The sequence below is a fragment of the Rhizobium sp. Root1334 genome (assembly GCF_001426665.1).
Taxonomy (GTDB): Bacteria; Pseudomonadota; Alphaproteobacteria; order Rhizobiales; family Rhizobiaceae; genus Pararhizobium.
Map to the genome: position 1 here is coordinate 225,374 of NZ_LMEY01000023.1, position 21,908 is coordinate 247,281.

Below are 21,908 nucleotides of genomic sequence, written 5' to 3' on the forward strand. Positions count from 1 at the left end.
TTGATAGCATCGATCGGCGAAACCGGAAAATGCTTATGGTTTTTCCGGCAGGGTCAGCTGCATGAAGGTCAGGTCCAGCCAGCGGCCGAACTTGGTGCCGACTTCCTTCATCTGGCCGGTGATCTCGAAGCCGAGCTTTTCGTGCAGGCGGATCGAGGCGGCATTGTTGGCTTCGATGCCAGCGACCATCACATGCTTGCCGCAGTCCGCCGCCCGCTCGATCAGGGCAAGCATCAACAGCTTGCCGATGCCGCCGCCGCGCTGGTTCTTCTCGACATAGACGGAGTGCTCAACCGTATGGCGGTAACCGTCGAAAGCGCGCCAGTCGCCAAACGAGGCATAGCCGGCAATGGTGCCGTCATCCGTAACCGCGACAAGAACCGGATAGCCGAGGCGTTTTCGATCGGCCAACCATGTGGCGCGATTGACAAGATCGACCTGTGTATCGTTCCAGATCGCCGTCGTGTTGAGCACGGCATCATTGTAGATGTCGCGGATGGCAGGCAGGTCGGTTTCTTCGGCGTCGCGCAGGTGCATCAGTGGTCTCCAGCAGTTTGGCGAAGCTCTAAGCCGCGATAGAGGCGTTGTACAGCCGGTAAATCCTGCCCTTGCGCAAACTGCTTATGGATTACCGGCAAGCTCCGCCGCTGCAATTTCGGCAACGCGAAGCGCCGGTGCCGGATCGCCGCCATCTTCAAGAAACCACGCTGCGGAAAGTCCGGCATAGGCGACGATCCAGCGCAGCAACCGCTCCGGCGCAAGGCCCGATTCTTGTGCCACGATGGGAAGCTGGCGTCGCAGTCTTGCCGGCTCCTGTGTCGATGGCAGGTCGGGATTGCAGAACAGGTTGGCATAGTCATAGCCACGCTCGCCAAGCAAACCTTTCGGGTCGATGGCCAGAAAACCGCGGGCTTCGAAATCGAGAATATTGCTGTGATGGATATCGCCATGCAGCGCGCCGATCTCCCGGGGTTCGGCAAGCAACGCTTTTGCCACGGTGGCAGAGGTGCTGAACTTGCCGCCATGCGCCAGCGAGGCCAGTTCCAAGGCGCGGAACCAGATATTGAGAGGAACAAGCTCGGGATAGGGTTTTGCGGATGGCCTGTGCAGGGTTGCGACGGTTTCGCAGATGATCCGGCTCGCAGCCTCGTCTTCGCCCGTCATGGCCATGGACAGCAGAGAACGCTTGCCTTCAGCTCTCTCGAGCAAGATGGCGTCATCCTCACTGGCATAGACCTTGGCTGCACCTTGGCCGTTCCACCATTGCAGCAACAGGCCGCCGCGTTTCTCTTCGGCAATGGTCGCCACCTTCAGCATTGCAGGCAGACCTTGCCAGCGGACGGGCAGGAGGAGGCTGGACGGCGTGACGACTGGCACGCCATCAGGCTGCAAGGCCCATGCCTTGATGAAATGGTCGAACATTGCAGGCACCTTCACTCCGTGATTTCCCCAATGAGAGAAACGGTGGTTCGCGTCCTCTTCTCCCCTATGGGGAGAAGGTGGCCCGTAGGGCCGGATGAGGGGGCGGCTGGCTCCGAAATCACGGCCGTACCCCCTCATCGCCTTATCTCACTCGGCACTCTCGTGCCGACCCTCCCCCTCAAGGGGAGGGTGGATAGTCAAGCAACCTGCTGTTCAAGCACCGGATAATCCGTATAGCCCTTGGCGCCGCCGCCGTAGAAAGTCGCCTGATCCGGCATATTGAGCGGTGCATCGTCTTTGAGGCGTTCAACCAGATCCGGGTTGGAGATAAACGGCTTGCCGAAGGCGACGAGGTCGGTCTTGCCGTCCTTGACCGACTGGATGGCGAGGTCGCGGTCGTAACCGTTATTGGTCATCCAGGCGGCCTTGCCGCCGGCCTTTTCATAGGCCTGGCGCAGCGCCGCATAGTCGAACGGCTTGTCGCCCTGCTGGAAGTCGCGTGGGCCACCAGTCGCACCCTCGATGATGTGGATGTAGGACAGCTTGTACCTGGCCAGTCCTTCGACGACATAGGTGAACAGCGCCTGCGCATTCGGATCGGAGGAATCATTGGCAGGCGTCACGGGCGAAATGCGGATGCCGGTGCGGCCTTCGCCAATTTCCTTGGTGATCGCATCGACAACCTCGAACAGGAAGCGGGCGCGATTTTCGATCGGGCCGCCGTACTCGTCGGTGCGGACATTGGAACCCGAGCGGAGGAACTGGTCGATCAGGTAGCCGTTGGCGGCATGGATTTCGACACCATCGAACCCGGCATCAACAGCAGCTCGGGCGGCCTTGCGGTAGTCTTCGATGATGCCCGGGATCTCGGAGAGTTCCAGCGCGCGCGGTTCGGACGTTTCCGCAAAGGTGCCGGTTCCGTCAGCGTTGATCAGATAGGTCTTCGACTTTGCCTGGATGGCCGAGGCCGATACCGGCTTGCCGCCATCCGGCTGCAGCGTCGTGTGCGAGATACGGCCGACATGCCACATCTGCACGACGATCTTGCCACCTGCCTTGTGCACCGCGTTGGTCACTTGTCTCCAGCCGTCGAGCGCTTCCTTGGTGTAGAGGCCGGGAACGTCGGCATAGCCCTGGCCCTGATGGGTGATCGCAGTCGCCTCGGTGATCAGCAGGCCGGCGGAGGCACGCTGTTCGTAATAGGTGACGTTGAGCGTGTTCGGCACGGCGCCCGGCGAGCGGTTGCGCGTCAGGGGAGCCATCACGATGCGGTTGGCAAGCTCGATATCGCCGATCCTGATCGGGTCGAAGAGGGAAGTCATGGGAAGTCCTTTTCGTTTGCTGCGGGGTGTTTATCTTGGGAGGATAAAATGTTGGGCAACGTTGGCGGTCAGAGCGTGTTGCCGATGTCCTTCAGGAACGCTGCGATTGTGTCTTCGTTCCGCTTGTAGAAAACCCATTGGCCAACACGTTTGGTGCTGACGAGATCGGCGCGCTGCAGGATCGACAGATGGCCGGACACGGTCGATTGCGACAGGCCGCAGCGCTCGAACTGGCTGGCACAGATACCCATATCCAGCGGATGATGCTGGCTGGAAAAATGCGCTTCCGGTTCTTTCATCCAGCCGAGCATTTCGATGCGCTTGGGATGCGCCAGGGCTTTGAGAATTTCGTCCTTGTCCATCAGTCTACTCTGTATCGCTAAATTCCGATATAGCGATACGTAAATCGGTATTTTCCGATATTCAAGTCACGTCTTCGTGAAAAATGCCTGGAGGGGAAATCCGGGCAAAAAAAGAGGGCCGCTGACGAACAGGGCCCTTTTAGATGTGAAGGTTATAGAACCTCCAGAGGGGAACAGCTGCTGCGGTGGTACTGGGAGGAAAAGACCACCATGTGCATCAGCTGAACTGGATATGGGAAAGGTGCCTAAAAACTTCAATGCCGCTCGGCAAGAAATATTGCAACCTTAGGGATGTCTTTGAAATCTGGGCAAAAAAAGAGGGCCACAAGAAAAACTTGGGCCCTTTATAGTTATGAAGGTAATTAAACCTCCAGAGGGGAACAGCTGCTGCGGTGGCACTGGGAGGAAAAAAGCCACCAAGATGCATCAGCTGCAGTCGGTATGATGGTTTTTTGGGCTGTTCGCAATGATTTAATCTGCATGACAGCCATGTGCCGGACGCACCCCTGCGTAATTTTCAGGCGGTTTCTATTCCTTGCATCCCTTATAAAGCAGAGGATTTGGCAAAAAATAAGTTAAAACAACAGTTTGTCTAGGAGAAAGGTAGAGAGTGTTTTTTGTGCAGGTGCGAAGGCTGCATCAGAAGGCCCAGTTACGTGCCTTCGCAACGATGAAATCACGGAAGACTTTCAGCTTGGCGGCGTTCTTCATCTCGTCCGGATAGCAGAAATAGGTATCGAAGGACGGAATCTCGGCACCGATCGGAAGTTGAATCAAGCCGGGATCGCGGCCGACGATGTAGTCGGGCATCATGGCGATACCGATGCCGAGCAGGCAGGCGCGCTTGATCGAGGTCTGGCTGTTGATCTGCAGATGCGAGGGGCGGGGATTGTCCGAATCCCGGCCGGCGATCTCCAGCCAGTTGACGTCGAGCAGGTAGTTGGGCGCCGGCTCGCCGAAGGTGATGATGCGGTGGTTGTCGAGATCCTCGATCGACTGCGGCTCGCCATACTTGTTGATGTAGGAGGGGGCTGCGTAGACGTGCATGTGCACGGTGAACAGTTTGCGCTGGATGAGGTCGGACTGCTGTGGCTGGCGCAACCGGATGGCGCAATCGGCATGGCGCATGTTCACATCCAGTTCCTCGTTGTCGAGGATCAGCTGAACCTGCATGTCGGGATAAAGCGCCAGGAATTCCTGCACCTTGTCGGTCAGCCAGCCTTGGCCGAGACCCACCGTCGTGGTGATACGCAGCTTGCCGGATGGCTTGTCGGTGTTCTCGGTCAGCTGGACCTTGACGCTTTCCAGCTTCATCAGCACTTCGTGTGCCGTGCGATAGAGGATTTCACCCTGTTCGGTGAGGATCAGGCCGCGGGCATGGCGATGAAACAGCTTGATGCCGACATCCTGCTCCAGTGAACTGACCTGGCGGCTGATGGCCGATTGGGACAGATGAAGCTTGTCGGCTGCATGGGTGAACGATCCCGCTTCCGCCGCCGCATGGAAAATACGCAGTTTGTCCCAGTCTAGCGGCATGCCGTCCCCCAATAAATGCTCGTGGCGGAAAACGGCCTCGTGTTTTCCGCCATAAGGCTAATTGTCTGTTCCCACTCAGGAACGGTCTTCGACCGATCCCATTCTTCGCGGCTTCTATTCGGCCGCAATTGCGACAGGCATATGGCCCGCCAGATATTTTTCCGCTTCAAGAGCCGCCATGCAACCCATTCCGGCGGCGGTAATGGCCTGGCGATAGATATCGTCGGTCACATCGCCTGCGGCATAAACGCCCGGCACATCCGTGGCCGTCGAATCCGGCGCCGTCCAGAGATAGCCGTTCGGCTTCAGGCGTAGCTTGTCCTTGAAGAGTTCGACCGCAGGCGCATGGCCGATGGCCACGAACACGCCGTCGATCGGCATGTCGCTGACTGCGCCCGTCTTGGTGTTGCGCAGCTTGACGCCGCTGACCGAGGCCGGCATTGGGGGCTTGGCCGCCGCACCGGTATATTCGGTGACTTCATGATCCCAAACGACCTTGACGTTTTCCTTGGCAAACAGCCGCTCCTGCAGGATTTTCTCGGCGCGGAAGTGATCGCGGCGGTGAACGACCGTCACGGTCTTGGCAAGGTTCGACAGGTACAGCGCTTCCTCGACGGCAGAGTTGCCGCCGCCGACAACAATCACGTCCTTGTTGCGATAGAAGAAGCCGTCGCAGGTGGCGCAGGCCGAGACGCCGAACCCCTGGAAGGCTGGTTCGCTCTCGATGCCCAGCCACTTCGCCTTGGCGCCGGTGGCGATGATCACCACGTCGGCCGTCCAATCGGTGCCGCTGTCGGTTTTCAGCTTGAACGGGCGCACCGACATATCGACATCGGTGACGAGGTCGTTGACGATCTCGGCGCCGACATGCTGCGCCTGCTTGAGCATCTGCTCCATCATCCACGGTCCCTGGACCGGATCGGCATAGCCCGGATAGTTCTCGACATCCGTGGTAATCATCAGCTGCCCGCCCTGTTCCATGCCGGCGATCAAAACCGGGTTGAGCAGCGCGCGTGCCGAATAGATGGCGGCGGTATAGCCGGCCGGGCCTGAGCCGATGATGAGAACTTTGGTGTGTCGGGCAGTCATGGTCCGGGTCCTTCGATCGCTATGACGGTATAATGCCGCCCAGCTTCGTCCTGGGTTGAGAAAATCCTCTCTAGTCTAGGGATTCCCCCAGCCCTGTTTCAAGGGCGAGGCTGCTGATACACACAGATGTGTTGCTCCATTGCCCCGGTTTTACGAGGTTTTTGTGCATGACACACAAACTCTCTCTCGTTTTTCCATCCTAATACGTGTTACCGACGAGCCTTGTGACAAGTGGCCGATCGGGATCGAACTGGCAGTGAAAATACGGCAATCCTCATATCCGTTCAAAAACCCGGACGATTTCGATTATAGCCGTACGCTGTTTCACCGGCTCCGGACCTGGCTCGATAGTCGCCGCGTCTCCGCCCGGCTTAAAAGCAGAGCCGAAACGGTACCGCTCGCGCTTTTGTCGCCTGTCACCTTCTGGCCGCTGGCGGATAGCGACGTGCCTTTGCTTTTCCTGGCGCACAACGACCTCAAGTTCATGCGCTCGCTGCTTGCCCATTACCGCGCGCTCGGTGTCACCCGTTTCATCTGCGTCGATGATCAATCCGACGATGGCACGCGCGAATTGCTATGCGCTGAGCCCGATGTCGATGTCTGGACCTCGACGGTGCGTTATGGCGAAGCCCGCCGCGGAAAGCTCTGGCGCGAAGCGCTGTTTGCCCGCTATGGCAAGAACCGCTGGTATCTGAATATCGATGCGGACGAGTATCTCGTCTACGACCGCTGTTTTGAAAAGCCGTTGCCGGACCTGATTGCGCAATTGGAACGTCTCGGGCTTCGCCGGTTTGCGGCGCCGATGATTGATATGTATCCGGGTGGCAGCGTCAGTGCTTTCGCTTTCGACGGTTCGACGGACGTCATGCCTTGGGCGGTTGCCGGCTGTATCGATGGCAACGGCTACATTCTTGAGAAGACAAAGCGCTTTCTCAGTCTCGCCGGTGGCCCGCGCCGGCGCAAGTTTGCAGCAGAAGCTGAAATGATGAAATATCCATTGATGTATTGGGACGACGAGTGCAGTTTCGGCATCAGCATCCATCAGCCACTGCCTTTCGATCGCAATTTCTCGGCCATTTCAGGCGTGCTGCTGCATTTCAAATTCTTTGCCGATTATCATGAGAAGACGCGGGCTGCGGTGGAGGACAAGCAGTATTTCGGTGGCGCTCGTGAATATCAGCGCATTCTCGACACTGTCGAGGCCAGCGGCGATCTTGATTTTGTCTATGACGGAACCTTGAAATATGCCTCGCCGGAGCAACTGGTCGAGCGTGGTTTCATGCGGTCGATCTGGTCCACCGGCCAGGGCGGGGGGATTTAACGGCGGATGCGCATCGGATCGCTGACCCATTGTTATTGGCTGCTTCGCGGATTTCTGTTGCCGGGACATTTGCGCATCGGCCGCAGAGCCCAGATTCGCTCGGGCGCGGCCATCGATGCCTATCGCGGCCGCGTTGTCATCGGCGACCGGTTCAAGATTCACAAGGGCGGGTTCATCGACGCGCAGAAGGGAAGCATCGAGATTGGCTCGAACGTCTCGATCAATCCCTATAGCATTCTCTATGGTCTTGGCGGGATCAAGATCGGCAATGATGTGCGCATCGCTGCCCATGTCGTGATCGTTTCCTTCGACCACCGTTATGACGATGTCTCCAAGCCCATTACCATGCAGGGTGTCATCGCCAAACCGATCACCATCGAGGACGATGTCTGGATCGGGGCCGGCGCGAAGATATTGGGGGACTCGCATATATCAAAAGGGTGTGTCATCGGCGCGAATGCCGTCGTCAAAGGCAAGACGGAGCCCTATGGAATTTATGTCGGCAGTCCGGCGAGGCTTGTGAAATATCGCGGGCAGTAACAAGAAAGGGTCTGCTCAGAGCGGACCAAGAAGAACAACGGGAAGCTCAACCATGGTGATACGCGTCGAACTTGATGCTATCGATATGAAAATTCTACGCGAACTCCAGAACGACGGGCGGATGACGAATGTCGAGCTTGCCGAACGCGTCGGAATTTCGGCGCCGCCCTGCCTGCGGCGTGTGCGAAAGCTGGAAGAAGCCGGCATCATCCGCGGCTATCGCGCTCTTTTGAATGCTCCGGCGCTTGGTTACGATCTGGTGGCCTTTTGCATGGTTGGGCTGAAGCATCAGTCCGACGCCAACCTGAAGGCATTTGCCAAGCAAACGGCCAAGTGGCCGCTGGTGCGCGAGGCCTGGATGGTGTCGGGCGAGTCCGATTTTCTGTTGCAATGCGTCGCCGAAAACCTTGCAGGCTTTCAGGATTTCGTTATTGAGGAGCTTACGGCCACGGAGAATGTGGACACGGTACGCACCATGCTGACCATTCGCCAAGTCAAGGATGTCAGCCTTATCGAGATCTAGATCTCCTGATTGGTCTGTTGCCCGAGATTTCCGCTTACCACGATAGGATCAGGTATTTTGAAAAGATTGCTGCGTTCGCTGCGCAAAAGCTTCCGGTACATGTTCAAGGTCCGTACCGTTCGGCTGGGCGGGGTGACGATCGATACGACTATTGGCCATATCCCGGAAAACGTCCGTGAGCTGATTTTCCGCGAAATCTACGAGGATACCGAGCGTGACCTGATCGGTAAAATCCTCAAGCCGGGTATGCGCACGCTCGAAATCGGCACTGGTATCGGCTTCGTCAGTCTGGTTGCGGCCCGGATCTGTGGAGTGAACAACGTGTTCTGCTACGAGGCCAATCCGGAACTGGAGCCGACGATCAGACGCAATTTCGCGCTCAACGGCATGGCGCCCAACCTGACCATGCGGGCGGTCACCGTCGATGGCGCCCCGATCACGTTTTTCAGAAGCGACAACATCATCTCGTCCAGCCTCTACGACCGCAAGCGCGATGATCAGCAGATCGTGGTGGAGAGCGAAGCGCTGTCCGATGTCCTGGCAAAGCACGATCCGTCGGCCTTGATCATGGATGTGGAGGGTGCCGAGATTGAGTTGCTCGGTGATGTCGATCTGAAGAACATCGCCCATATCATTGTGGAGCTGCATCCGCATATCGTTGGTGAAGCTGCGATATCAACGCTGGTTTCCAGTCTGAAAGCGCGCGGTTACGTCATGCGCAGCAGTAATCGCAAAACCTCCCATTTTGCCCGTGCGGCCTGAAGGGCGCCCTTTGATGCCAGCGAAACTCCCGCTCTCCGCCTTCATCATCTGCCAGAATGAAGAGGCCTATCTCGGCAATTGCATCGAGAGCCTGGAAAGCTGCGCCGAGATCGTCATCGTCGATTCGGGATCGACCGACGGTACGGCGGCGCTGGTGCAATCCTATATCGACAAGGGCTGGCCAATCCGTTTCCTGTTCGAACCCTGGCGCGGCTATGCCGGCCAGAAGCAGTTCGCGCTCGATCAGTGCCGTGAGCCCTGGTGTCTGAATATCGATTCCGACGAGCGGCTGGACGAGCCGCTTCAAGCCTTGCTGCCGTCGCTGCTGGAGGCTCCCGTAGATATCGTTGGCTGGCGTATTGCCCGCCGGCCCTATCTGATCGGCTATGGCTACACGCCTGATAAGGTACGCGAGCGCAAGAACCTGCGGCTGATCCGCAAGGGCAGGGGCGCCTACGATCTTTCTCAGAAAGTTCATGAAGGCATCGTCCCTGATGGCAAGGCTGGAGCGGCGGCGACCGGCAGCCTGTTGCATTACCGGCCGCTTATGCTGGACGAACAGATTCTCAAGGAAAACAAGTATTCTACCCTGAAGGCCGACCAGCAGTTTGTCGCTGGCAAGCCGCCACGGGCCTACAAGATGCTGTTCAGTCCCCCACTTTATTTTCTGCGGCTCTATTTTCGCAACGGGCTGTGGCGGTGTGGCTTTCCGGGCTTTATCGAGGCTGCGACCGGTGCCGTCTACGCCTTCATGACCGCAGCCAAGATCTACCAGCGGCACGCGTTGCAGCGGAAGCCGAATTTCGACGACATGGAGCGCGCACGCCGCGGCAAGTGAGGACGTCATGAAGGTTATGCACTATCACTTCGGCAAGGACGGCGGTGCCGAGCGCTTCTTTGTCAATCTCGTCAATGCCCTTCACGATCGTGGCGTCGAGCAGCGCATGCTGATCCGCCCGGACCGGAGCTGGCGCAAGGATCTGGAAGCGTGCGGGACTGTCTACGAGGGGGTCTTCCGGCGTATCTCGCTCTCGCGCTTTCTCTTGCAGGCTAGAATGAAGAGCGTGCTGCGCGAGTTTCAGCCCGACGTCATCATGGCATGGCAATTGCGGGCGAGCCGTTTCATGCCGAAATGGGATGCTTCGTTTCGCCTGTCGCGCCTTGGCGATTATCCCGAACATCTCGACTACTACAAGAACGTCCAGACCCTTGTCTGCATCACGCCCGATATGGCCGACAAGGTGCGGAAGATGGGCTGGACCCGCGACATCGAGGTGATTGCCAATTTCACCCGTGCAAAGCCGGTTGCTGCGGTTCAGCGCAGCGAGCTGCAAACACCAAACGATGCTTTCGTGGTGGCTGGCATGGGCCGATTTGTTCCCCGCAAGGGCTTCGACTATCTGATCCGGGCGATTGCCAATGCGCCCAATACCTATCTCTGGCTGCTGGGAGACGGCCCTGAACGCGACAACCTGATCAAGCTGGCCGCCGATCTCGGTGTCTCGGATCGTGTGCGGTTCCCTGGATGGAAAACCAATGCCTATGGCTATCTGGCCGCTGCAGATGCCTTTGCCGTCACCTCGCTGCATGAACCGCTCGGCAATGTCTGCTTTGAGGGATGGGGCGCCGGTAAGCCGACGATCGCATCGCGTGCGGAAGGCCCTTCATGGGTGATGACGGATGAGGCCGATGCGCTGATGGTCGATTGCGCCGACGCTGCGGGTCTCACAAATGCGATTGAAAGGCTGCGCGCAGATCCGGCTCTTCGCCAGCGCCTCAGCGAGGGCGGACAGGCGACATTGCGCGACCGCTTTTCCGAGGATGCGATCAGCGCCGCCTATATCGATCTCTTCAAGCGCGGGTCTGGCTTCCGATGAAGGTTTCGCACTTTCATTTCGGCAAGGATGGCGGGGCGGAGCGCTTTTTCGTCCATCTCGTCAATGCGCTAGCGCGCCGTGGCATCGAACAGACGGCGGTCATCCGGCCCAATCGCGTCTGGCGGCGGGATATCAATGCTGCTGTCGGGGTGACGGAGAGCCATTTCCGCAATCTGTCGCTTGATCGGGTTCTGTTGCCACGCAAAGTCCTGAGGATGGCGAGGAGCAGCAATCCGGACGCGCTGATGGCATGGGCGCCGCGGGCAAGCGAGCTGATGCCGGACTACAAGGGTTGCATCAAGGTTTCGCGGCTTGGCGATTATCCGACCCGGCTGCACTATTTCAAGAATACCGATGTGATCGTCTGCAACACGCCCGGCATTGCCGATCATGTGCGCAGTCTCGGCTGGACGCGCAGCGTCGAGGTCATCTCCAACTTCACCAGCACCGAGCGCGTCACACCGGTTGACCGCAGAACTGTCGACACGCCGGAGAATGCGCCCGTTGTCATGTCCATGGGACGTTTCGTTCCGCGCAAGGGTTTTGCGCTGCTGACCGAGGCCGTGGCCAAGCTGCCTGGCGTCTATCTCTGGATTGCCGGCGACGGTGAGGAGATGGAGAATGTCCGCAAGCTGGCCGCCGATATCGGTGTCACTGACCGCGTGCGGTTCCTTGGCTGGCAGAAGGATACCCGGCCCTATGTGGCCGCCTGCGATATCTTCGTCATGCCGTCGAGCCACGAACCGCTCGGCAATGTCATTCTGGAGGCCTGGGCACAAGGCAAGCCGGTCGTTTCCAGCCGTTCCGAAGGTCCGAGCTGGTTCATGCGCGATGGTGACAACGGCCTGCTCGCCGATATCGGCGATACCGATGGTTTCAGCCGGGCAATCGAGCGGCTGATCAACGACCGTCAACTGGCCGATCGTGTTATCCTGGGCGGCCAAAAGACCCTGATGGGCCAGTTCTCCGAGGAAGCGGTCGCCAACGCCTATATCGAACTGTTCAAGCGAAAACCTTAAGTCGCAGACGACAAAAGCTTTTCGTAGATTTCACCGATTTTTGTCGCTTCGCCCTTGATGCTGAAGCTGGCGATGGCGTGGGAAAGACCTTGTTCGCCCGCGCGCTTTGTCCGTTCCGGATCGTCCATCAGCGATGCCGCAGCGCCGGCCATCGCGGTCAGGTCGTTGGCGGGGACCAGGATGCCGGTTTCGTCCTCGCCCGTGACGAGTAGTTCGGAAAATGCGCCGACGTCGGTTGCCACTACCGGCACTTGCGTTGCCATAGCCTCCAGAGGTGTCAAGCCAAAACCTTCCCAGCGCTGTGGCGCGATGAAAAGATCGAGCGCGCGGTACCAGTCTGGAATATTAGTGTGTTCGCCGACGAACAGGATGCGTCCGGCAAGGCCTGCGGCTTTGACCTTTTCCTTCAGTTCTGTCTCGAACCCCTGATGCGATGGCGTGGCGCGGCCAGCGACCACGGCAATCCAGTCGGGCCGTTGTGGCAAAAGGCTGATCATGCTGTCGACGAACAGGTCGGTGCCCTTCTGATGGCGAACCCGGCCGAAGCAGCCGGCAATCCTCTTGTCTGACGGCAGGTTGAGGGCTGCCTTTGCTGCGGCCTTGTCATGTGCCGGGAAAAAGCGCTGCGTGTCGATGCCGTGCATGATCGTCGTACTCGGCACCTCCAGATAGGCGGCCGTACGGTTGCTGGTGGCGATCACCGCGTCCATCCGCCGGACGAGGAATTTGGTCCAGCCGGAATGTTTGCGCTGCGAAGCCGAGGTGAAGACGATCTTCAGTTTCATCCGCAGGATATCGCGCAAGACGATAGCGGGCAGCATTTCGATGTTGCGGCGGGCATGCCAGACGCGCAGCGCCCGGCTTTTCGGACGGCGCCAGAGGCTGAGAAGGGCTGTGTATCCGATATGTGGCAGGCTATCCGGCAGACCCGGTCCAAGAGCCGCCACTTTCTGGCCAAGTGCCCGCTGCACGGGGATCAGCTGGATGATGGTCGAGGTGACGCCGGAGAGGCGTTGCTTGAAGTTCGGTGCAATGATCTCGACGTCGCTGATATCTACCACTTGCCAGCCCTTGTGTGTGATTTGCAGTGCGCACCCTTCATGAGGCTCAAAGGTCGCTGTAGCGCTTTAAACATGCAGGAACAGAAAAAGCCCGGAGGCAGCTTTGCGCGCCGTCCGGGCTTTTCTATGGGCATGCCGGGGATCAGCCCCAGTTGATCGCGAGGATCTCGTAAGCCTTGGAGCCGCCGGGGGCGACGACTTCGATCGAATCGCCGACTTCCTTGCCAATCAGGGCGCGGGCAATCGGCGAGGAGATCGAGATGCGGCCCTGCTTCACGTCGGCTTCCTGGTCGCCGACGATCTGGTAGGTCTTGTTCTCTTCCGTGTCTTCATCGATCAGCTTGACGGTGGCGCCGAACTTGATCTTCGTACCGGACATCTTCGACAGGTCGATGACTTCGGCGCGCGCGACGTAATCTTCGACTTCGCCAATGCGGCCTTCATTGTGGCTCTGGGCTTCCTTGGCCGCATGATATTCGGCGTTTTCCGAAAGGTCGCCATGGGCGCGCGCTTCGGAAATCGCTTCGATGATCCGCGGGCGCTCTTCCTGCTGACGCCAACGCAGTTCTTCCTGCAACTTGGCGAATCCGCTCTGAGTCATCGGTACTTTATCGACCATTTCGCTGTCCTTCATAGTCCATGCTTGCCCGCTTCAAGCAGGGCTTAGCACAAAAGAAAACGGTCACCGGAGCGTTAACTCCGGAACCGTCGGAAACATTTGAATGACTCTTATAGCAGAAAGCGGAGTGAAAAAGCCAGATTAATCGGAGGCGGGCGCAAGCCGTGGGGTGTCCATCCAGCGCTGAAAATGGCTTGGAGGGAACAAATGACGGTAGTGCCCGTTGGGTGTTTGAGACGAGGACCAGATGATGCGAAACCAATCACCGGAACAGCTTGAAGGCCGGCTCAATGCCCACAGAAAACTCTTGGTCGCACTGGCTGCGTTTATCGCAGATGGCGCTGAGGGCCGGGCCTTTGTGGAGCGACTGAGGCGCGATGCCGAAACGGTTCTCGATCATGAGGAAGATCCTGGAGTGGAGCCCAATGGCAGTTTTGCAACTCAGCAGATCGCCGATGACGAGCTTCAGTCGATTGTCACTGCGGCGCTCCTGCGGGTGCAGGCGGTGGGACGTCAGGAACAGGCGCGCGGCGATGCCGCGCCGGAAAGCGAGGATCGATGATACAGGAAAACCACCGCCCTCTGGACAGGTTGAAGCTTTACCGGCTGGTTCCTGTTGCAAGGGCAGGGGATCCCAACTGGGACAATGCCGATAACCACGGCGAGGTGATTGTTCGCGCTTTTTCCGCCGCTGATGCCCGCGTCACGGCAGCGGAAGCAGAACTGGATTTTACCGAGATCGACGCTGCCCCTGCGGAGGGCAATTCGACGCGAGACGCCAGCGCTTTTCGCAACGAGCGGCTTTATGCCGTCGTTGAAATGCTGGACCAGTTGGGCGTTGCTGCGTCCGGACCGCGCGGCGTTGTCGATGGTGTCGTGTCCGTCGGCACGATCAAGCCGACACAGATTTCTTAAAAATCGCGAGGAGAGATACGATGGCCGCACGGTCGAGTCCAGCCGCCCGCACGGCGGAGAAGCAGCGTGATATCCAGGCTGAGGTGGCCAAGGCCGACGCCAGCGAAAAAACGAAAAAGCCTGCCAAACCGAAAGCCATGCAAGCTGGCGCGCGGGCTTATCCGGTCCCGCCCTTTCCCAGGCAGCACCAGCCGAAGCCGGGTGCCGAACACAGGCTCGACCCGGCCCCCTTCTATGAAGCGCCTTACTACAAAGGGTCCGGCAAGCTCGATGGAAAGGTTGCATTGATCACCGGCGGCGACAGCGGCATCGGCCGTGCGGTCGCAGTTCTTTTTGCCCGGGAGGGCGCCGATGTCGCGATCCTTCATCTTGCCGAAGGCAAGGATGCCGACGACACAGTGAAGGCGATCGAGGCGGAAGGACGGAAGGCCATGACCTTTCCCGGCGACGTGAAAGACCGGGCATTCTGCCGGAAGGCCGTTGCCGCCGTGGTCGAAGTCTTTGGGCGGCTGGATGTACTCGTCAACAACGCCGCCTTCCAGGTCCATTCCGCCGATGTGCTCGACCTTTCGGAGGAGCATTTCGACGAAACGCTGAAGACCAATCTCTACGGTTATTTTTTCATGGCACAGGCCGCGGTGCCGCACATGAAGGAGGGCAGCGCCATCGTCAACACGGGTTCGGTTACGGGCATCGAGGGCAGCAAGCAGTTGGTCGATTATTCCATGACCAAGGGCGGCATTCATGCCTTCACGAAGGCATTGTCCGGTCAACTCATCGAAAAGGGCATCCGCGTCAACGCCGTCGCACCGGGGCCGGTGTGGACGCCACTCAATCCTTCCGACAAACAGGCAGAGGACGTCGCCACATTCGGGGCCGACACGCCAATGAAGCGTCCCGCACAGCCGGAAGAGATTGCCCCGGCCTACGTCTTCCTCGCATCGCCCCAATGCTCCAGCTACATTACCGGCGAGGTTCTGCCGATCGTCGGTGGTTACTAGGCGTTCCGGCTAACCATCGACAGGATGGTCTGGTAAAGTTCGTCTTCGGCTTGAGCGGCGGTGATGTCGCCGGTCGCGGCGGCATAGGAGAGGGCTTCGGCGGCCCCAAGCATGGCCCAGAGACCGGCGGCGGCAATCGTGCCGGTGCCAGAGAAGGGGGCAAGAGCCGCCCGGCATTTTTCGGTGAAGACCGTCTCGTATTCGCGCTTGATCTTTTCCAGTTCGGGCGAGCCTGCCAGGGCTGCGCTGACGCCGGGAATTTCTCGCCCCTGCAGAAGAACGCATTCGATATAGGATGATGCAATCACCCGTGCCTTTCCGGAAAGGGTCGGCTCGCTGTCCTCAAGCGCCTTGTCCATCAGCGCCGTCTGACGCGTGTCGTATTCGCGGTAGAGCACTGCCAACAGTCCCGGCCGTGTGTTGAAATGGTCGTAGACCACGGGCTTGGTCACGCCTGCCTGTTCGGCCAGATAACCAAGCGTCAGTGCTTCGGTTCCCTCGGTGCGAACCACTCGCCATGCGACATCCAGCAACTGACGAAGCCGTTCCTCTCGCGACAGGCGCCGTCGTGTCGACGTGGTGGGAGCTGTGTTTTCCATGCTTGACACCGTTATGTACCAAAAGTAACTTACTAAAAGTATATAGCGTGCGACTTTCGCTCGCAACAGCCAAGCAGGAGTTTTCAACATGCATGCGCTTATCGTCGTCGCCCATCCCGACCAGGATTCGCTGACCCACACTATCGTCCGGCATCTGGCGGAGGGCATCGCCCAGCCGAATGATGATCATTCCTTTGAAATCGCTGATCTTTCAGCGGAAGGTTTTTCGCCGGAATTCACAGTGACCGACCTTGCCGTTCACCGCCGTGACGTGCCAATCCCGCCAGATATCGCCGCCGAGCAGAAGCGGATCGATCGTGCCGAAGCGCTCGTGCTGGTCTTTCCCGTCCACTGGTGGTCGATGCCCGCCTTGCTGAAGGGCTGGATCGATCGGGTGTTTTCCAACGGCTGGGCCTATGATGAGGGTGTGGGGATCAAGTCCGTGAAGAGGTTGCGTCATCTTAACGTTCATCTTGTCGGCCTCGGCGGCGCCAGCGCATCGACCTATGAGCGGCGGGGCTATCGCGATGCGATGAAGACGCAGATCGATCACGGCATCTTTGATTATTGTGGCGCTCCGGTGCTGACATCGGAACTGCTGCTCGGGTCGGAACCGGCGGATGTCGTCCGGCATCTGGAGGCCGCGCACACCATCGGCCGGGAGCTGTTCAATGCCCGTCCAGCCAAAGAAAATCAGGCGGCGTGAGGGCGAAAAAATCAGTTCTGCCGTAAAAATAGGGCTTTACCTCAACAGCGCTTGAGGTTGTATCAGTCTGGCTCCCTACTGGAGACGGAAGCATGACGACTGACAATATCCCTTACACAGACGAGCCGGTGAACAGCGCCTCCTCTGAAATGGCCGGAGGATGGGGTGAGCTGATGCAGCCGCGTTATCTCGTTTCGACGATAACGCTCTGCCTCGGCGTCGCCCTGTTCGCCTTCAACGAGTTCTTCATTTCCACGGCCTTGCCGACGGCGGTCGAGGAACTCGGTGGTGCCTCGCTTCTGTCCTGGGCCTTCACCCTCTATCTGGTCTTTGCCATCATCGGCGGCCTTGTCGCGGCCAATCTCAAGCGGCGGTTCGGTGCCCGCAACACACTGCTTGCCGCAGCAACCGTTTTCATCGCCGGCACGGTGCTTGCGACCACCGCTGCTGATATGAAAGAGGTTCTGGCCGGGCGGTTGCTGCAGGGGGCGGGTGAGGGTGTTGTCGCCGCTCTTTGCTATGCGCTGATCCCCGAGCTTTTCCCCTCCCGCCTCGTCCCCAAGGTGTTCGGCGCCGAGGCGATCGTCTGGGCCATGGCGGCGTTTTCCGGACCGCTGGTCGCCGGCGGATTGACCGAGCATTTTTCATGGCGGGCGGCCTTCTTCGTCAGCATCCCGGCGGCGGCCATCTTCATCGTCCTCGTTCTCGCCATCGTTCCGCGCGGGGTGTCCGGTGCCGGGAAAGTCTCGCCCATTCCGTTTGTGCGCCTCGTCGCAGCGGGGGCTGGCATCCTGATGATCTCGCTGTCCGGCATTGCTGGTGGAACAATGCCGATGACCGCATTGTTGATCGGCGCGGCCGTGGTTCTGGTAACCGTCGTTCTCTTCGACCGGCGTTCACCCAACCCGGTTCTGCCGAGCGCGGCATTCACCGCCCGCAAGGCACTGGGAACCGGATTATGGGTGATCCTGCTGATGCCGCTTTCGCAGGCAGCTGGCTCGGTGTTCCTCGTCTACAGCCTGCAGCATCTCTGGAATCTCGGTCCGACCGCAGCCGGCGCGCTGAGCGCAGTCATGGCGATTTCCTGGAGCCTGAGCGCCATCGGCGTGGCAAGTGTGCGGTCGCTGGCATTACGCAATCGGATCATGTTGACAGGCCCGGTTCTGCTTCTGGCGGGACTGGCCTCGGTGGTGCTTGCGATCAGTGCCGACATATTCTGGTTGATCCTGCCGGGGCAGGCGATGATCGGCGCAGGCTTCGGCGTCTCCTGGGGCACGCTCAGCCAGCTGATGATGGACGTATCCACCGATGACGAACGCGACCGGACCTCGGCCATGCTGCCGACCTTGCAATCGGCAGGGTATGCGATCGGCGCCGCAGTCTTCGGTCTAGTTGCCAATCTCATGGGGTTCGGCGGCACTGCAAGCGTTGAAACGATGCGCCACGCCATGCTGGTGGTTTTTGTCAGCGGATGTGTGATTGCAGCTGTCGCCGTCATTCTCGGTTTTCGAACCGTGCGCCTTGCGCGTGCGGAAATTGCGATCTGATATTTCGCAAAAGAGAAACGGCGCCCTCTCAGGCGCCGTTCACATGCATCAATCCTGGAAATAGCTCTGCAGCGTGCGCACTTCCAGGCTTCCGGCCTTCAAGGCCTTGATCGCCCGGGCAGCCGCTTCGGCACCCGCCATCGTCGTGTAATACGGCACCTTCTGCATCAGCGTCGCACGGCGCAGCGACTTCGAGTCCGAGATCGCCTTGTTCGAATCCGTCGTGTTGATGACGAGATGGACCTGGCGGTTGCGGATGGCGTCCTCGATATGCGGACGGCCTTCCTGGACCTTGTTGATCTTGGTGGCGGTGATGCCCTTTTCGGCGAGGAAGCGCTGCGTGCCGCCGGTTGCCATCACCTTGAAGCCGATGTCAGTCAGGATGCGGATGGCGGGCAGGACCCGTTCCTTGTCCTCGTCGCGCACCGAGACGAACACGGTGCCTTCGCGGGGCAGGTCGACGCCGGCACCGAGCTGGGCCTTGGCGAAGGCCAGCGCGAAGTCTGTATCGAGGCCGATGACTTCGCCGGTCGAGCGCATTTCCGGGCCAAGCAGGATGTCGACGCCGGGGAAGCGGGCAAACGGGAACACCGCTTCCTTGACGGCAATGTGGTTCAGCTTGCGCGGATCCGGCTTCTTGCCATAGGCGGAGATCGCATCATCAAGCTTTTCGCCGGCCATGATGCGGGCAGCGATCTTGGCGATCGGCGCGCCGATGGTCTTGGCGACGAAGGGCACCGTGCGCGAGGCGCGCGGGTTGACTTCGAGCACGTAGATCGTGCCGTCCTTGATGGCGTACTGGACGTTCATCAGGCCGCCGACGTTCAAGGCCTTGGCCATTGCCTTGGTCTGGCGCTCGAGTTCGTCGACGATCTCGGATGACAGCGAGTAGACAGGCAAAGAGCAAGCAGAGTCACCGGAGTGGATACCGGCTTCCTCGATATGCTCCATGATACCGGAGACGAACACAGTCTCACCGTCGCAGAGCGCATCGACGTCGACTTCGACGGCATTGGTCAGGTAGCTGTCGAACAGAAGCGGGTTCTTGCCGAGCAGGGTGTTGATCTGGCCGGTCTTGTCGTTCGGATAGCGCTGCTTGATATCTTCCGGCACCAGTTCCGGTACGGTGTCGAGCAGGTAGGTCTGCAGCATCGATTCCGAATGGATGATCTGCATGGCACGGCCGCCCAGAACATAGGACGGGCGCACGACCAGCGGGAAGCCGATTTCGGATGCGACGAGGCGGGCCTGTTCGACTGAATAGGCGATGCCGTTGTTCGGCTGGTTGAGGTCGAGCTTCATCAGAAGCTTCTGGAACCGGTCGCGGTCTTCGGCGAGATCGATCATGTCGGGGGCGGTGCCGAGGATCGGGATGCCGTTCTTTTCCAGCGCTTCGGCGAGCTTCAGCGGCGTCTGGCCACCGAACTGGACGATGACGCCGTGCAACTCGCCGTTTTCCTGTTCGGCGCGCAGGATTTCGATCACGTCTTCGGCGGTCAGCGGCTCGAAATAGAGCCGGTCGGATGTGTCATAGTCGGTCGAGACGGTTTCCGGGTTGCAGTTGATCATGATCGCTTCATAGCCGGCATCCTTCAGCGCGAAGGCGGCATGGCAGCAGCAATAGTCGAACTCGATGCCCTGGCCGATGCGGTTTGGACCGCCACCGAGGATGACGACCTTCTTGCGGTCGGAAATCTGCGCTTCGGAGCGTGCCTTCCCATCAAACGGCGTCTCGTAGGTCGAGTACATGTAGGCGGTCGGCGAGGCGAATTCGGCAGCGCAGGTGTCGATGCGCTTGTAGACCGGGCGCACGTTCAGCCGGTTGCGCAGTTCGGCCACTTCCTTCGGGCGGCTCTTGGAGAGCGTCGCAAGACGCGCATCGGAAAAGCCCATGGCCTTCAACATGCGCAGGTTTTCAGCGTCTTCCGGCAGGCCATGCTCGCGCACGCGGGCTTCCATGTCGACGATCGCCTTGAACTGGGCGATGAACCACGGGTCGATCTTCGAACCGTCATGAACGTCGGCTTCCGACATGCCCATGCGCAGCGCCTGGGCGACCATGCGCAGGCGATCGGGCGTCGGGGTGCCGATGGCGGCGCGGATGGCGTTGTGGTTGTCGCCACTGTCTTCCAGCCCCGGGATTTCGATCTCGTCGAGACCGGTCAGGCCGGTTTCGAGGCCACGCAGGGCCTTCTGCAGCGATTCGGCAAAGGTGCGGCCGATTGCCATGACTTCGCCGACCGACTTCATCGCCGTCGTCAGCGTCGTGCCGGCGCCGGGGAACTTTTCGAAGGCGAAGCGCGGGATCTTGGTGACGACATAGTCGATCGAAGGTTCGAACGAGGCAGGCGTCGCACCGCCGGTAATGTCGTTGTCGAGTTCGTCCAGCGTGTAGCCGACCGCGAGCTTGGCGGCGATCTTGGCGATCGGGAAACCGGTGGCCTTCGATGCCAGAGCAGAGGAGCGCGAAACACGCGGGTTCATCTCGATGACGACGAGGCGGCCGTTTTCGGGATTGACGGCGAACTGCACGTTCGAACCGCCTGTCTCGACGCCGATCTCGCGCAGAACCGCGATCGAGGCGTTGCGCATGATCTGGTATTCTTTGTCGGTCAGCGTCAGGGCAGGGGCAACGGTGATTGAGTCACCCGTGTGCACGCCCATCGGGTCGATGTTCTCGATCGAGCAGATGATGATGCAGTTGTCCGCCGTGTCGCGGACCACTTCCATTTCGTATTCCTTCCAGCCGAGCACCGATTCTTCGATCAGCACTTCGGTGGTCGGCGAAGCGTCGAGGCCGGAATTGATGATCTCGAAGAATTCCGAGCGGTTATAGGCAATGCCGCCGCCGGTGCCGCCCATGGTGAAGGACGGGCGGATGATCGCGGGCAGGCCAATGGTGTCGAGCGCCTGCGCGCCGATCGCCATGGCATGGCTCATGTAGCGCTGCTTGCGGTCTGTCTCGCCGAGATTCCACTGGTTTTCCAGTTCGTCCAGCGCCTTGTCCAGTTCGGCGCCTGACAGCTGCGCCTTCAGCTTGTCGCGCTCGGCGACATGCACCTTGCGGTCGGCGTCTTTGATTTCGGTGGCATTGGCCAGCAGCGATTTTGGAGTTTCGAGACCAATGCGCTCCATCGCTTCGCGGAACAGGGCGCGGTCTTCGGCCATGTCGATGGCGGCGGGCTTGGCGCCGATCATCTCGACATTGTAGCGGTCGAGCACGCCCATGCGCTTCAAGGAGAGTGCGGTGTTGAGCGCCGTCTGGCCGCCCATGGTCGGCAGAAGCGCGTCCGGGCGTTCCTTGGCAATGATCTTGGCGACGACTTCAGGCGTGATCGGCTCGACATAGGTCGCATCGGCCATATCCGGGTCGGTCATGATGGTGGCGGGATTGGAGTTGACTAGGATGACCCGGTATCCTTCCTCGCGCAGCGCCTTGCAGGCCTGTGTGCCGGAATAGTCGAACTCGCAAGCCTGGCCGATGACAATCGGACCCGCGCCGATGATGAGGATCGATTTAATGTCTTGGCGCTTTGGCATGGGTTCTATCCGCTTTTTCCGGCTGCGCAAAAAACCGGCCAGGGTGGGAGATCACCGGTCGGGTCGCGCAGGCTTGGTATTTTCAGGCTAGAAGCGGCTTATAGGGAAATGTGACGCAAAGCGGAACCCCGAAAATGCGGGAATCGA

General features: G+C 59.5%; 22 protein-coding genes. 12 read left to right on the top strand and 10 right to left on the bottom strand.

Annotated elements, in window-relative coordinates; genetic code table 11:
* Window positions 1-33: 33 nt before the first annotated feature.
* The 6 genes from ASD36_RS19595 to trxB form a co-directional block, all read right to left on the bottom strand.
* Window positions 34-537 carry a GNAT family N-acetyltransferase gene (locus tag ASD36_RS19595; protein WP_060505715.1) on the bottom strand — a complete coding sequence of 168 codons (504 nt, stop codon included), beginning with the start codon at window positions 535-537 and terminating at the stop codon, window positions 34-36.
* Window positions 538-621: 84 nt separating this feature from the next.
* Window positions 622-1,422, bottom strand: coding sequence for an aminoglycoside phosphotransferase family protein (locus tag ASD36_RS19600; RefSeq protein WP_060505714.1), 801 nt, complete (start codon window positions 1,420-1,422; stop codon window positions 622-624).
* A gap of 197 nt (window positions 1,423-1,619) precedes the next feature.
* Window positions 1,620-2,744 (bottom strand): alkene reductase, encoded by a 1,125-nt coding sequence (locus ASD36_RS19605; RefSeq protein ID WP_060505713.1) that lies wholly within the window; start codon window positions 2,742-2,744, stop codon window positions 1,620-1,622.
* Between the two features lie 68 nt (window positions 2,745-2,812).
* Window positions 2,813-3,106 (bottom strand): metalloregulator ArsR/SmtB family transcription factor, encoded by a 294-nt coding sequence (locus ASD36_RS19610; RefSeq protein WP_060505712.1) that lies wholly within the window; start codon window positions 3,104-3,106, stop codon window positions 2,813-2,815.
* Between the two features lie 639 nt (window positions 3,107-3,745).
* On the bottom strand, window positions 3,746-4,642 hold the full coding sequence (locus tag ASD36_RS19615) for a LysR family transcriptional regulator VtlR (RefSeq protein WP_060506051.1): 897 nt from the start codon (window positions 4,640-4,642) through the stop codon (window positions 3,746-3,748).
* Between the two features lie 114 nt (window positions 4,643-4,756).
* The gene (gene trxB, locus ASD36_RS19620) at window positions 4,757-5,731 is read right to left on the bottom strand and encodes a thioredoxin-disulfide reductase (protein WP_060505711.1); all 975 of its coding nucleotides are present in this window, start codon (window positions 5,729-5,731) and stop codon (window positions 4,757-4,759) included.
* A gap of 256 nt (window positions 5,732-5,987) precedes the next feature.
* On the opposite strand from trxB, the gene ASD36_RS19625 reads away from it, so the two are divergent.
* Genes ASD36_RS19625 through ASD36_RS19655 form a run of 7 tightly spaced genes read left to right on the top strand, consistent with a single transcriptional unit; the run spans window position 5,988 to window position 11,773 of the window.
* Window positions 5,988-7,052 carry a glycosyltransferase family 2 protein gene (locus tag ASD36_RS19625; RefSeq protein WP_082562844.1) on the top strand — a complete coding sequence of 355 codons (1,065 nt, stop codon included), beginning with the start codon at window positions 5,988-5,990 and terminating at the stop codon, window positions 7,050-7,052.
* 6 nt (window positions 7,053-7,058) lie between these two features.
* On the top strand, window positions 7,059-7,592 hold the full coding sequence (locus ASD36_RS19630) for an acyltransferase (RefSeq protein WP_082512255.1): 534 nt from the start codon (window positions 7,059-7,061) through the stop codon (window positions 7,590-7,592).
* A 52-nt stretch (window positions 7,593-7,644) separates the two neighbouring features.
* Window positions 7,645-8,115 carry an Lrp/AsnC family transcriptional regulator gene (locus ASD36_RS19635; RefSeq protein WP_082512254.1) on the top strand — a complete coding sequence of 157 codons (471 nt, stop codon included), beginning with the start codon at window positions 7,645-7,647 and terminating at the stop codon, window positions 8,113-8,115.
* Between the two features lie 57 nt (window positions 8,116-8,172).
* Window positions 8,173-8,877 carry an FkbM family methyltransferase gene (locus ASD36_RS19640; protein WP_060505710.1) on the top strand — a complete coding sequence of 235 codons (705 nt, stop codon included), beginning with the start codon at window positions 8,173-8,175 and terminating at the stop codon, window positions 8,875-8,877.
* 13 nt (window positions 8,878-8,890) lie between these two features.
* A complete protein-coding gene (locus ASD36_RS19645; RefSeq protein ID WP_060505709.1) occupies window positions 8,891-9,715 on the top strand; it encodes a glycosyltransferase family 2 protein in 825 nt (274 codons plus the stop codon).
* 7 nt (window positions 9,716-9,722) lie between these two features.
* A complete protein-coding gene (locus tag ASD36_RS19650; RefSeq protein WP_060505708.1) occupies window positions 9,723-10,754 on the top strand; it encodes a glycosyltransferase in 1,032 nt (343 codons plus the stop codon).
* Window positions 10,751-11,773: a glycosyltransferase gene (locus ASD36_RS19655; RefSeq protein ID WP_060505707.1), complete on the top strand. Its 1,023-nt coding sequence runs from the start codon at window positions 10,751-10,753 to the stop codon at window positions 11,771-11,773. The genes ASD36_RS19650 and ASD36_RS19655 overlap by 4 nt, the downstream gene beginning before the upstream one ends.
* Here the strand turns inward: ASD36_RS19655 and ASD36_RS19660 are convergent.
* Window positions 11,770-12,834: a glycosyltransferase family 4 protein gene (locus ASD36_RS19660; RefSeq protein ID WP_060511753.1), complete on the bottom strand. Its 1,065-nt coding sequence runs from the start codon at window positions 12,832-12,834 to the stop codon at window positions 11,770-11,772. The genes ASD36_RS19655 and ASD36_RS19660 overlap by 4 nt on opposite strands.
* Window positions 12,835-12,976: 142 nt before the next feature.
* Window positions 12,977-13,453, bottom strand: coding sequence for a transcription elongation factor GreA (greA, locus tag ASD36_RS19665; RefSeq protein WP_060506047.1), 477 nt, complete (start codon window positions 13,451-13,453; stop codon window positions 12,977-12,979).
* Window positions 13,454-13,700: 247 nt separating this feature from the next.
* Between greA and ASD36_RS19670 the strand changes: the two genes are divergently transcribed.
* The 3 genes from ASD36_RS19670 to ASD36_RS19680 are packed head-to-tail and all read left to right on the top strand — an operon-like array spanning window position 13,701 to window position 15,369.
* Window positions 13,701-14,015 (top strand): hypothetical protein, encoded by a 315-nt coding sequence (locus ASD36_RS19670; protein ID WP_060505705.1) that lies wholly within the window; start codon window positions 13,701-13,703, stop codon window positions 14,013-14,015.
* Window positions 14,012-14,368 (top strand): hypothetical protein, encoded by a 357-nt coding sequence (locus ASD36_RS19675; RefSeq protein WP_060505704.1) that lies wholly within the window; start codon window positions 14,012-14,014, stop codon window positions 14,366-14,368. Before ASD36_RS19670 ends, ASD36_RS19675 begins: the two co-directional genes overlap by 4 nt.
* Before the next feature lie 20 nt (window positions 14,369-14,388).
* A complete protein-coding gene (locus ASD36_RS19680) occupies window positions 14,389-15,369 on the top strand; it encodes an SDR family oxidoreductase (protein ID WP_060505703.1) in 981 nt (326 codons plus the stop codon).
* On the opposite strand, the gene ASD36_RS19685 is transcribed toward ASD36_RS19680, so the two are convergent.
* On the bottom strand, window positions 15,366-15,968 hold the full coding sequence (locus ASD36_RS19685; RefSeq protein ID WP_112834489.1) for a TetR/AcrR family transcriptional regulator: 603 nt from the start codon (window positions 15,966-15,968) through the stop codon (window positions 15,366-15,368). The genes ASD36_RS19680 and ASD36_RS19685 overlap by 4 nt on opposite strands.
* Window positions 15,969-16,056: 88 nt before the next feature.
* Here ASD36_RS19685 and ASD36_RS19690 point away from each other — a divergent pair, with 88 nt between their 5' ends.
* Together ASD36_RS19690 and ASD36_RS19695 are read left to right on the top strand one after the other, a co-directional pair.
* A complete protein-coding gene (locus ASD36_RS19690) occupies window positions 16,057-16,674 on the top strand; it encodes an NAD(P)H-dependent oxidoreductase (RefSeq protein ID WP_060511755.1) in 618 nt (205 codons plus the stop codon).
* Window positions 16,675-16,823: 149 nt separating this feature from the next.
* Window positions 16,824-18,221, top strand: a complete 1,398-nt coding sequence (locus tag ASD36_RS19695; protein ID WP_060506046.1) for an MFS transporter — start codon at window positions 16,824-16,826, stop codon at window positions 18,219-18,221.
* A 48-nt stretch (window positions 18,222-18,269) separates the two neighbouring features.
* Here the strand turns inward: ASD36_RS19695 and carB are convergent, their stop codons facing one another.
* Complete coding sequence (gene carB / locus ASD36_RS19700) at window positions 18,270-21,761, bottom strand: carbamoyl-phosphate synthase large subunit (RefSeq protein ID WP_060505700.1); 3,492 nt, start codon at window positions 21,759-21,761, stop codon at window positions 18,270-18,272.
* Between the last annotated feature and the right edge of the window lie 147 nt (window positions 21,762-21,908).

Coding starts and splice junctions, on each gene's coding strand:
- ASD36_RS19690 (WP_060511755.1), top strand. CDS start 16,057: ATGCATGCGCTTATCGTCGTCGCCCATCCCGACCAGGATTCGCTGACC.
- greA (WP_060506047.1), bottom strand. CDS start 13,453: ATGGTCGATAAAGTACCGATGACTCAGAGCGGATTCGCCAAGTTGCAG.
- trxB (WP_060505711.1), bottom strand. CDS start 5,731: ATGACTGCCCGACACACCAAAGTTCTCATCATCGGCTCAGGCCCGGCC.
- ASD36_RS19610 (WP_060505712.1), bottom strand. CDS start 3,106: ATGGACAAGGACGAAATTCTCAAAGCCCTGGCGCATCCCAAGCGCATC.
- ASD36_RS19695 (WP_060506046.1), top strand. CDS start 16,824: ATGGCCGGAGGATGGGGTGAGCTGATGCAGCCGCGTTATCTCGTTTCG.
- ASD36_RS19605 (WP_060505713.1), bottom strand. CDS start 2,744: ATGACTTCCCTCTTCGACCCGATCAGGATCGGCGATATCGAGCTTGCC.
- ASD36_RS19680 (WP_060505703.1), top strand. CDS start 14,389: ATGGCCGCACGGTCGAGTCCAGCCGCCCGCACGGCGGAGAAGCAGCGT.
- ASD36_RS19595 (WP_060505715.1), bottom strand. CDS start 537: ATGCACCTGCGCGACGCCGAAGAAACCGACCTGCCTGCCATCCGCGAC.
- ASD36_RS19655 (WP_060505707.1), top strand. CDS start 10,751: ATGAAGGTTTCGCACTTTCATTTCGGCAAGGATGGCGGGGCGGAGCGC.
- ASD36_RS19675 (WP_060505704.1), top strand. CDS start 14,012: ATGATACAGGAAAACCACCGCCCTCTGGACAGGTTGAAGCTTTACCGG.
- ASD36_RS19645 (WP_060505709.1), top strand. CDS start 8,891: ATGCCAGCGAAACTCCCGCTCTCCGCCTTCATCATCTGCCAGAATGAA.
- ASD36_RS19635 (WP_082512254.1), top strand. CDS start 7,645: ATGGTGATACGCGTCGAACTTGATGCTATCGATATGAAAATTCTACGC.
- ASD36_RS19670 (WP_060505705.1), top strand. CDS start 13,701: ATGATGCGAAACCAATCACCGGAACAGCTTGAAGGCCGGCTCAATGCC.
- ASD36_RS19615 (WP_060506051.1), bottom strand. CDS start 4,642: ATGCCGCTAGACTGGGACAAACTGCGTATTTTCCATGCGGCGGCGGAA.
- ASD36_RS19600 (WP_060505714.1), bottom strand. CDS start 1,422: ATGTTCGACCATTTCATCAAGGCATGGGCCTTGCAGCCTGATGGCGTG.
- ASD36_RS19650 (WP_060505708.1), top strand. CDS start 9,723: ATGAAGGTTATGCACTATCACTTCGGCAAGGACGGCGGTGCCGAGCGC.
- ASD36_RS19685 (WP_112834489.1), bottom strand. CDS start 15,968: ATGGAAAACACAGCTCCCACCACGTCGACACGACGGCGCCTGTCGCGA.
- ASD36_RS19630 (WP_082512255.1), top strand. CDS start 7,059: ATGCGCATCGGATCGCTGACCCATTGTTATTGGCTGCTTCGCGGATTT.
- carB (WP_060505700.1), bottom strand. CDS start 21,761: ATGCCAAAGCGCCAAGACATTAAATCGATCCTCATCATCGGCGCGGGT.